This is a genomic window from Microbulbifer sp. ARAS458-1, from assembly GCF_045348205.1.
Classification (GTDB): Bacteria; Pseudomonadota; Gammaproteobacteria; order Pseudomonadales; family Cellvibrionaceae; genus Microbulbifer.
Window position 1 is genome coordinate 3,417,309 of sequence record NZ_CP155838.1, and the last position, 12,060, is coordinate 3,429,368.

A 12,060-nucleotide genomic window follows, 5' to 3' on the forward strand; every position below is an offset into this window, starting at 1 on the left:
GCTTATCCACCCTACGAACACAAGGATACCCCACCTGTAGGGTAGATAAGCGCAGCGCATCTACCGCTCAATTAACGGCGCGGACGTCCACCGCCGCGGCGCCCATCACGGCTTCCACCCCGACCACCGCGGTCATTGCGATCACCACCGCTACTGCGCTTCACGTGTACTTTGGGTGGTGCCACCAGCAGCTCTTCCGGCGGGACTTCACATTTCAGTTTACTGCCCAGCAGCTTTTCGATGGGCTCCAGGCGCATCGCATCGTCTTCACAGGCAAAGCTGATAGACGTGCCGCTCTTGCCCGCGCGGCCGGTACGGCCGATGCGGTGTACGTAGTCTTCCGGCTCTTCCGGCAGGGTGTAGTTCACCACGTGGCTGATACCGTCGATATGAATACCGCGGCCCGCTACATCGGTGGCCACCAGCACTTTGGACTTGCCGGTCTTGAAGTCTTCCAGGGTGCGCACACGCTTGTTCTGCGCCACTTCACCGGACAGCAGGCCCGCCGCAATACCATGAGCCACCAGGTTTTCATGGAGGCGACGGCACTGATCGCGACGATTAGCAAAAACGATCAGGCTTTCTACATCGTCCTGCTGCACGATGTTGTACAGCAACGGATATTTTTCGTCGCCGGACAGCATGTAGACATGCTGGGTTACGGTATCCGTGGCCACGTGCTCCGGCTCGATTTCCACGATGACGGGCTCCGACGTCCACTGCTCTACCAGGTCGTCCACTTCCGGCGTAAACGTGGCAGAGAAGAACATGGTCTGGCGGTGGGTCTTGCGCGGGGTCTGGCGCACGATGCGGCGCACGTCGGGAATAAAGCCCATATCCAGCATGCGATCCGCCTCGTCAATTACCAGTATCTCGGTCTGGTCGAGGAAGCAGTCGCGTTTGCTGACGAAGTCCAGCAGCCGGCCAGGGGTAGCAACGAGGATATCCACCAGGCGCTCGTTCAGCGCCTTCTGCTGCTTCTGGTAATCCATACCGCCGACCAGGGTGTGTATTTCAAGATCGGTGTATTTACACAGCCCCTTGGCGTCGTCGGCGATCTGCATCACCAGCTCGCGGGTCGGCGCGATGATCAGCGCGCGGGCCTCACCGGCGTAGCGCTCGCCCTCAAATGGGTTCTTGAGCAGGTCGTCGATCACGGTAATAAGGAAGGCCGCGGTCTTGCCGGTACCGGTCTGGGCCTTGCCCACCAGATCGTGGCCGTTAAGGGTGTGGGGCAGTGACTGCCCCTGAATCGGCGAGGCGTACTGGAAGCCGAGATCGGCAATGGCGTGCATCAGCGGCAGCGGCAGGTCCAGATCGTGGAAGCGCACCTTGCCTTCCTGCTCCGGGACCTGGAACTCGTCCAGGCTCCAGGGCTTTTCCGGTGCCTTCTGGCGAGTGTCTTTGCGCTTGTCGCGACCGCCCTGTCCGCCACCTTCACCCCCGCCGCGGCGACGGTTGCGCTGGCGACCGCCGGAGCGACCGTCCGCTTTGCCGCTCTCTGCGACGCGCTTTTCAGAGCCAGAAGCGGATTTCTTGGACTCGGGCTTCTGCCCTTTGGATGCGTTGTCAGACTTGTCTGCGCCTGATTGCTCAGCGGAACGACGGAAAAACTTGCCTATCAAAAGATTGCTCGCTCAATTGCGCCAGCGGGGCCGGAAATGGCCGGGCCGGGGTTGCAGCCGTGACCAGCGGGCCACGGAAACGGGTTAAATAATCGGCGAGTATATCATCTATATGCGAATTGCGAGTTACTGGCGCAAACTCCACTGTTCCAGCCATTACCGGCCATCAATCCCGCAGCAGCCCCCGCCGGCGGGCGATCCAGTAATCCAGGCTCACATAACGTCCGCCACCGGTAAACAACAACGCCAGCAGCATGACGAAGTAAGTGGCCGCAAACTCGATCCCGTTCTTGAGCACGGTGAAGCTGCCCGCCTCTGTCAGCCACTGGTAGTTGCCGTGCGCTTTGAGCAGCTCTACCGCCTTCTCCTTGCGTACCACCGCCTCTTCGATCAGGTCCTTGCGCCACTCCCAGGGCATGGTCAGTGTTTGCTCCGGCAGCGCGTGCCAGCCGTACTGCCAGTGCGCCGTTAGCGCGGCAACCGCCATGGTGAACATCAGCGGAATGGCCGCGAGGCGCACCCCCAAACCCAGCACCAGGGCGATACCCCCGAAAAACTCGGTCAACGCCGCCAGCCACGCCATTAACAGCGGCGCTGGCAGCCCCAGGCCCCAGTCAGGGTTACCAAACCAAGCCGCCACATTGTCGATGCCAGTGATTTTATTCCAGCCCGCGAGAATAAAGATTGGGCCGAGAAACAGGCGCAGTGCCAGTGGGCCCAATCCACTCAATGGCCGCAGTGCGTGCAGAAAACAGCTGTAAATCCGATTGAACCCGCTGTGTGCCCCATCCATAATCCGCTCCCGTTTTCGACAATACTGAATTCAGTAACATACTGTTCACTGAAGACTGGTCGCCGGAGACAGTGGATTCTTACACGCTGTCCCGAACCAAGTTCGATCAGTTTAGCCAGCCTCTAGCTTTTACCCATACCAAATCCATGTTCAGACTCTACAAACGCGCCACAGCCACGGAGCTGCGCCATCTCACCAATCTCGGTGGGCCACTGGTTGTGAGCAATCTGGCGGTGGTCAGCATGGGCGTCACCGATACCATCGTTGCCGGCCAGTCCGGCGAGGTGGACCTGGCTGGGCTGGCGCTGGGTTCCAGTATCTGGGCGGTATGTGCGGTGACGCTGATCGGCATGCTCGCCGCTGTTTCGCCGGTGGTGGCAAACCTGCGCGGTGCTCGCGACGAACAGGGCTGCGCGCGACAGATGAGCCAGTCGGTGTGGATTGCGCTGATCGGCGGATTACTGGTAGCCGGCGCACTGCTGGCCTCGCCCCTCTGGAGCCAGTGGATCCAGACCGAGGAGCCGGTACGCAAGGTGATGGTGCAATATTTGCTGGCACTGGCCACCGGCACCCTGCCCTTTGCGTTTGGCAGCGCCCTGCGCGGTTACTGCGAGGGAATGGCGCAGGTGCGACCGGTGATGCGGATCTATCTCGCCGCCGCAGCGCTCAATATTCCCCTGGATGTCCTGCTGGTATTTGGCTGGGGGCCGATTCCCGCAATGGGTGGTGCCGGCTGTGGCTGGGCCACCAGTCTGGTGTGCTGGTGTATTGCCATCGCCCTATACTGGCACGCGGGTCACGATCCCGCCTACCGCGCGCTAAGCCTGAAACTGCTACCTCCGCGCCCCCACTGGCCTACCCTGAAGCACCTGTTGGCAGTGGGTATGCCCATCTGTATTGGCGCCGCCAGTGAAGTGACCTTCTTTGCCAGCCTTACCCTGCTGCTGGCCGCCTACGGCGCCACCATCGTTGCCGCGCACCAGATCGGCCTGAGTATCGGTTCGATTTTCTATCTGGTGGCACTGGCACTGGCGCAGGCCGTGAGTATTCGCACCGCCCAGGTACTCGGTCAGGGGCGCCCCAAACGGGCCAAATTTGTCAGTATCGTCGGCGTCGGCAGCGGCCTGATTTACGCCCTGTGTACCGGCATCGTGCTGATCAGCCTGCGCAATCTGTTGGTGCTCGCTTACACCGACAACCCGGAAATCATTGCCGTTGCTACCAATCTGCTGTTGCTGGCCGCCGCCTTCCAGCTGGTGGACGTGGCTCAGGCCATGGCCTGGGGCGCTCTGCGCGGGTACAAGGACACCAGAGTGCCCATGTACCTGCAGCTGTTTTCCTACTGGCTCGTGGGGCTCAGCTCTGCCTATTGGTTGGGCGAGCAATTCTGGGGGGTATACGGCTACTGGGTGGGCATCTGTATCGGCCTCGGTACCGCTGCGGTATTACTGATCTTGCGATTGCGCCGCACCAGCCACAAAGCATTGGTACGCCCCCACTAACCCGCTTGCATTCCGAAATCGCCAAATGCCGCGCAAATCTGCGGGAACCGATTGGCTATACTCGCGCTCTCAGCAACCTGACACCTGTTTTCCCGCAATGGAGTTTTTCATGCGCCGTCGCTCTCTGAGCCTCTCTGCAAGTCTGCCCCTGTTTTTTGCTCTCGCCAGTTATGCCGTAAACCTGCCGGCGGAGGAGTCTGACGAGAACGGCGAGCCGGTGGAAATCCAGCAGCCGCTTGAGGCGGTAACGGAAAAGCAACAACAGGAATCACAGCCACAGGAATCAGAACAGCCCAAGAGTGATCCGCCCGCGCAAGGACTGAGTGAAGGCGAGCAGCTGGAAACCGATGCCCAGCCGGAAAAGCCGATGCCGAAGGCAAAAAGCATCGAGCTGGATAAGCCGGTCAGTGAACAGGAACTGGTAGCGCCCCCGCAAGCGGACAATACCGAAGCCAAGTCAGAAACCATGCCTCAGGTACCCGCCGAGAGCGCCGCCCCGGAAGCATCAGAGCCGGAAGAGCCCGTCGGCCAGCCTTTGCAATTACTCGGCTCGGAAGTGTCTCCGGCGACCTCCACCCGCCTGGCCTGGTCTCCCAGCCAGCATTTTGAAGGGGTCTATAGCGCAACGCCGGTGCTGGTGGTCAACGGTGCCGAAGCCGGACCTACCCTGTGCCTGTTTGCCGCGATTCACGGTGATGAGCTGAATGGCATCGAAACCGTGCGCCGGGTGATGTACAACCTGAACCCGAAAACACTTAAAGGCGCGGTTATCGGTGTCCCCATCGTCAACCTGCAGGGGTTTCACCGCGGCTCCCGTTATCTCACTGACCGCCGGGATCTGAACCGCCACTTCCCCGGCCATCAGCAGGGCTCATCCGCCTCCCGTATCGCACGTTCGTTTTTCGATGAAGTAGTCACTCACTGTAACGCCATTGTGGATCTGCACACCGGCTCCTTCTACCGCACCAACCTGCCGCAGCTGCGCGGCGACCTGACGAATCCGAAAGTGGTAAAACTCACCAAGGGCTTCGGTTCCACCGTGGTGCTGCACAGCGACGGCGCCGAGGGCACCCTGCGCCGTGCGGCAGTAGAAGCCGGTATTCCCACGGTCACATTAGAGGCCGGCGCGCCCATGGTGCTGGACGAACCCTCCGTCAGCCACAGCGTAAAAGGCATTCGCACCCTGTTGAACCAATTGGGGATGGTGAGCAAATTCCGCCTGTGGGGTGACCCCGAGCCGGTGTACTACAACTCCACCTGGCAACGCGCCACCACTGGCGGCATTATTTTCAGTAAGGTGGAGCTGGGTGAATCCGTCAGCAAAGGGGACCTATTGGGAACGGTAACCAACCCCATCACCAACGTCCGCAAGGAAATCCGCTCCGAATACAACGGCCGCATTCTGGGTATGGCGATGAACCAGGTGGTGCAACCGGGCTTTGCCGCCTACCACATAGGCATTCAGGCACCGGAAGAACAGATTCCGGCACCAGAGGAGGTTACAGCGGAAGCAGAGCCCGTTTCTGCAGAAACGGGAGCAGGAGCGGCAACCGCCACCCCCTCAACAGAAGCCGCGTCAGAAGATTCAAACGGGAGCCATGACGAAACACCGCTGAACAAGAGCGGCGAATCAACCATGGATCCTGATGAGGATCGCGAGGAAGACTGAAACTATTTATTACCCGGGCTCACACGATCAATAATCCGTATCGGATCCGGGCGCAACGGCTCAGGTTGTAGCGTAATATGCTGAATGGCGAATCGCTCCATCAGTGTCTTTCGCAGGCGCCCCAGTACATCTGGCCATGCTGCGAGGTCGTCCACAACAATATGGGCAGACAGTGAAATCATACTGCTGTCCAGACGCCAGATATGCAGATCGTGCACTGACCGCACCCCCTCTTCCGCTGCCATAGCTTCCCCAATCACCGGCAAGCTCAGCTCTCGCGGTACCCGCTGCATTAATACATCGACCGCATCCCGCAGCAGTTTCACACTGGCAAACAGGATCAACAGGCAGATCAAAATCGACAATAGCGGGTCGATGGGCGTCCAGCCGGTAAAATAGATGATCGCGCCGGCAACCAGTGCCGCCACCGACCCCAGCAAATCCCCCATCACATGCAGCATGGCGCCGCGAATATTCAGGGTCTGCTCACCCCGGTGCAGTACCCAGGCCACGGCAATATTGACCATCAGCCCGATGGCCGCGATCACCATCACCATGCCACCCTGCACCGGCTGCGGGTCCCGCAGGCGATCAAAAGCGGCAATGGAAATTCCGATAACGATCAACAGCATCAACACCGCATTGGTCAAAGCAGCGAGCACTTCCGCGCGCCCCCAACCAAATGACATTTCCCGGCTGGCAGGTTTCTGTGCAAGTAATGCGGCAACTGCACCCAGGGCAAGCGAGAATGAATCGGTGAGCATATGCCCAGCATCGCCGAGCAGTGCCAGGGACCCGGAAATCCAGCCGCCGATGGCTTCGACCATGGCGAAGGCGAGTGTGATGATGAGCCCCCAAATCAGGGGCCTGAGATGTTCACTGCCACGGTGATGATGGGCGTGATCGTGCATGGAGTTCTTTCCGATTGACGGAGGAGTTCATATGGTCAGCATCCATAGTGGGGTTCAACAAGTTGTCACTTTTCCCCGGTACTCTGTCCTGTACAAGAATATTAGTAGACTCGCACGCAGGGTTGTTTTGCTTACCTATGGCTACCAAATAAATTGCGAGCGCCTCACCGGGGACAACAGGGCAGATGGAGCGTGGATCGGCACTTTTAGGGGGAGCAGCCTCGACAGCACAGGATGAGACCTTCAGCAACCTGCTGGCAGAAAAGCCCAGTCTGCTCGCGTTTATCCGCAGGCGCACGCGAAATGTTTGTGAGGCCGAAGATATCTACCAGGAAGCCATGATCCGAGTAACCCACAAACTGCAGAATGGCGCAGTGCCGGAAAATCCGCTCGGCTATCTGTACCGGGTAACCGCCAATCTGATTAACGATATCCAGCGCCAGAAAACACAACCCACCGAGGCACTGGACGATGTGGCTGACAGCTTACATTGCCAGCAACCACAGCCGGACCAGCAATTGCATGACCAGCAACACCTGGCACTATTCGTCAAACAACTGAACGAACTACCGATGGCACTCAGAACCATGATCGTGATGAACAAGGTTCATGGCGTCACCATCAAGCAGATCGCCCAGCAATTCGGTCTCACCACCAAAGCGGCGGAAAAGCAGATCAATCGGGCCATTAAAAGTATCGAAGCAAGAATGCGCCAGCAGTTTTAGCGCATGCCCTGAACCAGACACCAGTGACACCCATGAACAGAGAACGCCCGCTCAGCGAGCAGGAAGAACAGAGAATTTACCGCTGGATCGTTCACGGCGGCGCCGAACAGGCCGATGCCGAAACACACCTGCAGCACCAGAATTGGCTGCAGGAGAATCCGGCCCGCCAGCGCAAAGCCAGCCAGGTAGATGGCGTCTGGAACCACCCGGACTTCGAGAAAGCCGTGCGCCTGGTTGCGAGCAGCACCCCCGCCGAGGCCATGCTCGCCGCGCCAGCGCCCCGGCGAGCAGGCCATCGCTGGCCCCTCACTGCCGCCGCGGGGTTCCTGATTGCCATTTCCATCACCGTCCTGCTGCAGCCGTTCAGCACCGGGCAGGATCCCGACACTCAGGTTTACGCTACCGAGCGCCAGCAGACCCGCCACACCGCACTGGCCGATGGCAGCACCCTCGATCTCAGCGCTCAATCCCGGGTGGCGGTGGATTACAGCGAGCGCAAGCGCCATATCCGCCTGTACGACGGCGAGGCACGCTTTACCGTGGCCAAAGACAGAGAGCGTCCCTTCGTAGTGGAATCTCTCCAGGCATCGATCAAAGCACTGGGGACCATATTCAACGTAGACCAGCGCGGTGATGTCACCGAACTTACGGTGCTGGAGGGATTGGTGTCGGTACACCCGCACAATCAACCGGGCAACACTCGCCATGTAGCCGCCGGCGAACGCGTGCGCATCGCCGGCGACGCCATCGGCCGCGTGCAGAAATTCGACCTGCACAACTACCGGGATTGGCTGCAGGGGCTGGTGCAGGTGGAGGATATACGGCTGGAAGAACTACTGGTGGAGTTCAACCGCTACGCGGATACGCCCGTGACCGCGGCCGATTCCCGCACCCGCAACCTGCGCGTCGGAGGTACCTTCGATCTGCAGGATATGCACAGCAACCTGCAGATCCTCGCTGCCCTGCACGGACTGGAAATCGCGGAAACCGGGAGCGGAATCGTTTTGCGCAGCGGGCCCTAGTGGTCCATGCGGAAAGTTGTGTAACTGCTCGCTTCGCCAAAGCGGCCCGCTAAAACTCCACCCCCACCCGCAACTGATACCGGCGCCCGGATTGATACGCCATAAACGTCTCCTCGCCCTGGGAATAACGCCGCGTGTCATCCAGCAAATTCTCCACAGACAAGGTCGCGTACATGCCATCCAATACGGGCGTGTTGACGATCAGCGCGAGGCTGTCGTACGGATCGCGGTACACATCCGGCACATTTCGATTGTTACTTACAATCTCCAGTTCCCGGCCCGCGCGCTTGTACAACAGCGATACCCCGCACTCGCTGCCCAGGTGACGGTATTGCAGCTGCAGGCTGCCCAGATACGCGGGCTGCCCCTGCAGCGGGCGGCTTCCTCCTTCGCGCCAGTGGCCCGAGGGAATCGTCACATCCGAGACCATACTCGCATAGCTGGACTGCAGCACCAGCCGGTGGCTGTCGGCAAAAACCCGCTGATAATCAAGCTCCCATTCCACACCGTATAACCGCGCCGACCTGGAGTTGGCATAGCTGTAAATATTGAACGCGTGGCTGTTGTTGATAACAGGATCGAAAAATACACCTTCGATCGGATTGTCGATGGTTTTGTAGAAGCCGAGCAGTTTCATATCCAGGCCCAGGAGGTCATTGCGATACCGCCAGCGCAGGTCCCAGTTTTGCGCCGCGGCCATCTGCAGATTGGGATTGCCGGAAATTTCGATACGCAGATCGGTGTCTTCGTAACGCCGCGGCATCAGCTCATTGACCCCGGGCCACACCGCCGTTTCACTGTACCCCAGGTGCAGCTCCTGCTGCGCGGGCGGGTCAGGCACATACCCCAGCGCAGCGGAATACAGACTCTGCGTACCGTCCATCAGCGGCACCCACGACTGCGGCTGCGCATCCCAGAAATCCGCATCCACCCCATCCCGCTCGCGCCGAACCCCCAACACGAGCTGCCAACGTTCGTCGAAGCGCGTGTCCGCCAGTACGTAGCTCGCGTGGTTGCGATGTTGTGCCGCGTAAAAACTGCCATCCAGTTCCGGGGGGCTCACAATCAGTTTCAGGTCGTCATCCAGCAGGAAACCGTCGCCACCGGGCGCGCCGAGAATCATTTCCGGTGTCAGAATATCCATGGGGTTGGTCTGCGCCATCCGTTCCCGGTCCTGTTCGATATCCCCCTTGGCGATAAAGGTGTACTCCAGCAGATAGCCGTCCTGACGCGCTTTCAGCCGCTCCAGCCCGGATTTCAGTTCTCCGCTCCAGTTATCTCCCCATTCCCACAAGTAAGCACCGCTTACACCGGCACTCAGGGTTTCCTCACGCATTTCTTCCCAGGACACCTCAAACTGGTTGTAGCCTGGCTCGAAATAATAGGAATCGAAAAGACTGTTGCGCCGGTAGCGATAGCGCACATCAAAGGGACGGGTATAACGAGACTGCGCGGAGGTCAGGTGCCAGTTCAGCGCGATGCGCTCTTCCGGGCCAATAAAGTGATGCCCGTAAAACTGCCACAGCGCCATCTGGGTTTCGGTCCAGTTGGACAGGCTGCGCAGGCTGCCACTGCCGGCATAGTCGCCGAAGCCGTCGCGCTCGCGGGTTTCGATCTGCTCGGCGCGGTTCACACTCTGGCGCAGCAGCAGGAGATTACTGCCCAGTTGATGCCGCTCATCCAGCCCATAGCCCAGTGCCAGCAGCGCATTCAGATTGATGACATTTTCCAGCCGCCGGTGGTTACCGTCTTCCGTGGCGTAAAGACTGCCGGCGCTGTCTCCGTCTGCAGCGACAGAAAAGCGGTTCAGCACCTGAGACAAGAGTGCCCGCTGTTGCCATTCGTTCTGGTAACCGAGGGAGCCGGTCAGCCCCCAGTGGTGACGCCCGCGCTGCCAGGCGCGGCCACCGCTCAGGCTCAGCAGCCCGTCCACTCCGGCAGTGCCGTGGTAAATACCTGGATTGCGCGCACCATCCGCGCTGTTCAGAATCGCCTCTCCTGCCGCCTTGCGCTGCGCCGCCTCCCAATCGTCCGGGCTGCCCAGCCGCGCGTTCTTCGCCAGCACCTTTGGCAGTGCGCGGCCGCCGTCGTCGTAACCCAGCCAGTCATGCCCACCGGTGTAACCGCGGATCACCGGCGAGCCCGTTGTGCCGCTGCGGTAGCCACCGCCGGAAACCAGTGTGAGGTAGGGGGTTTCGGGAATACGCCGGGTTTCGATATTCACCACACCCGCGCTGGCATTGCCCGGTGCATCCGCAAATACCGATTTGCGCAGATCCACTTGATTCAGAATATTCACCGGAAACACATCCAGTGGCACCCGCTGGCCGGAGGGCTCAAGGCTCGGAATGGTGGCACCATTCAACCGCACCGACTGGTAGCGCCCTTTCATACCGCGAATCACCGCATAGCGCTCCTGCTCCAGTTTTACCCCGGAGATCAGCTCCAGTGCAGAGGCGAGATCGGTAATGCCGAGGGAGTGAATGCGCTCATAGTCCAACACCGCGTCGGCGCTGCCCTGGTAGCGGCCAAACTGGTTGCCGCTGCCTGTGGCCAGCTGTGCCACATACGGGCTGGCCTCCACGCTCACTTCGGCAATCGAGGGGGGTGGTACTGGCGCTGGCGGGGCGGCTTTTGTCTGCGCAGGCTCGGCCCGGTAAACCACCAGGGTATCGTTGATCACCCGGTACGCCAGGCGGTTGGGCGCCAGCAGCTGGCTCGCCATTTTTTCCAGTGAGGGGGTTGGGGATGAGCAATCCGGCTGCCATACCACCCGCTCGCCCTTTACAAGCTCGGGTATGGTGACCAGATGGTAGCCGGTTGCCTTCGCCAGTGCCTCGAGCGCCGATAGCAGGCTGCGCTCCTGATCCGCGGCACGGGTATCACAGGGCTGCCCCACCGCCGGCGGGGAAACGAGGGGCCCTAGACAGACACAGCACAGAGCCAGCGGACGCAGTGCACAGGGAATAAACAGAAAAACTCCGGGAACCGCAAAGTTAGGGGGACTTTACAACGTTGGCTCCCGGATAGTCGCAAATGGCTGTTGCGGAAAAATGACAAATTGACGGACACCCTGTATCCCGGGTTACCAAGCCACAGGGTCACAGCCCATGCCTCACACGCCAATTCCGCACAGCCCCGACATCAGAACTCTGAATCTGACGTCTTATCGACAAAAATCTGCACACCGCTGAACGAGAAAGTACCCAGCGGTTCAATACCCAGCAGACAGCTCAGGGTGGATACCGGCTCTTTGTTGAACAAAGTAGTAATGACCTGATTGTTGATGAACTCACCGATCAGCACATCGCCTTTGTAGGCACCGAGGGGGGCGCGCTCGCTCACCGCGGGCTCCAGGGTAACAAAATCGAACCCGCCATAATTCCAGGCCACAGACTGAAACAGGGAGAAGCTCTGCAGGGCGCAGTTCGCAATGCCGCCACCAGAAATGACAACTTGCGCTTCGGCACCATCCACCGGGCCATTCTCGTCCACACAGGCAGAAATAGAGGCCTCTCCATAAACCTCATGCCACGCGTCTTCTTTTTCCAGCGGCGCCTGGAAAGACAGAAAGCCGGAAATGGCACACATACGGCCACTGACTTCCTGCGCCTGTACCGACCCAGCAGAAAACAGGGACGCGCCGATTACCACCACCACAGCGCCCAGCAACTTGGACAAATCCAAACTGGCAATTACCTTTTTCATAGCGAACTCCAAATGGAATCAAATTGTTTATTGCGTCTTAAGTTTTCAACGCACACATCCATTCACAAGGCAATCTGAAAAAGCGCAGGCAATGCCTGCGCTCAA

9 protein-coding genes are annotated in these 12,060 nt (G+C 59.6%); 4 read left to right on the forward strand and 5 right to left on the reverse strand.

Translation table 11 applies throughout. The annotated features are described in order from the left end of the window. Positions 1-71: 71 nt before the first annotated feature. Entirely contained in the window at positions 72-1,625 is a 1,554-nt protein-coding gene (gene rhlB / locus AAFH99_RS14230) for an ATP-dependent RNA helicase RhlB (RefSeq protein ID WP_043318725.1), read from the reverse strand. A 166-nt stretch (positions 1,626-1,791) separates the two neighbouring features. Continuing rightward, positions 1,792-2,418 carry a DoxX family protein gene (locus tag AAFH99_RS14235; protein ID WP_081848026.1) on the reverse strand — a complete coding sequence of 209 codons (627 nt, stop codon included), beginning with the start codon at positions 2,416-2,418 and terminating at the stop codon, positions 1,792-1,794. A 146-nt stretch (positions 2,419-2,564) separates the two neighbouring features. Here AAFH99_RS14235 and AAFH99_RS14240 point away from each other — a divergent pair, with 146 nt between their 5' ends. Both AAFH99_RS14240 and AAFH99_RS14245 read left to right on the forward strand, forming a co-directional pair. After that, positions 2,565-3,920 carry an MATE family efflux transporter gene (locus AAFH99_RS14240; protein ID WP_043320264.1) on the forward strand — a complete coding sequence of 452 codons (1,356 nt, stop codon included), beginning with the start codon at positions 2,565-2,567 and terminating at the stop codon, positions 3,918-3,920. A gap of 109 nt (positions 3,921-4,029) precedes the next feature. After that, entirely contained in the window at positions 4,030-5,589 is a 1,560-nt protein-coding gene (locus tag AAFH99_RS14245; RefSeq protein ID WP_081848170.1) for a succinylglutamate desuccinylase/aspartoacylase family protein, read from the forward strand. 2 nt (positions 5,590-5,591) lie between these two features. Here AAFH99_RS14245 and AAFH99_RS14250 read toward each other — a convergent pair whose 3' ends face one another. Continuing rightward, positions 5,592-6,500, reverse strand: a complete 909-nt coding sequence (locus AAFH99_RS14250) for a cation diffusion facilitator family transporter (RefSeq protein ID WP_406828032.1) — start codon at positions 6,498-6,500, stop codon at positions 5,592-5,594. Between the two features lie 185 nt (positions 6,501-6,685). On the opposite strand from AAFH99_RS14250, the gene AAFH99_RS14255 reads away from it, so the two are divergent. Together AAFH99_RS14255 and AAFH99_RS14260 are read left to right on the forward strand one after the other, a co-directional pair. Continuing rightward, entirely contained in the window at positions 6,686-7,225 is a 540-nt protein-coding gene (locus AAFH99_RS14255) for an RNA polymerase sigma factor (protein ID WP_406828033.1), read from the forward strand. Positions 7,226-7,257: 32 nt separating this feature from the next. Further along, positions 7,258-8,247: a FecR family protein gene (locus tag AAFH99_RS14260; RefSeq protein WP_406828034.1), complete on the forward strand. Its 990-nt coding sequence runs from the start codon at positions 7,258-7,260 to the stop codon at positions 8,245-8,247. A gap of 49 nt (positions 8,248-8,296) precedes the next feature. On the opposite strand, the gene AAFH99_RS14265 is transcribed toward AAFH99_RS14260, so the two are convergent. Both AAFH99_RS14265 and AAFH99_RS14270 read right to left on the reverse strand, forming a co-directional pair. Then, complete coding sequence (locus AAFH99_RS14265) at positions 8,297-11,146, reverse strand: TonB-dependent receptor domain-containing protein (RefSeq protein ID WP_043318731.1); 2,850 nt, start codon at positions 11,144-11,146, stop codon at positions 8,297-8,299. A gap of 245 nt (positions 11,147-11,391) precedes the next feature. Further along, the gene (locus AAFH99_RS14270) at positions 11,392-11,955 is read right to left on the reverse strand and encodes a hypothetical protein (protein ID WP_406828035.1); all 564 of its coding nucleotides are present in this window, start codon (positions 11,953-11,955) and stop codon (positions 11,392-11,394) included. Positions 11,956-12,060 lie beyond the last annotated feature (105 nt).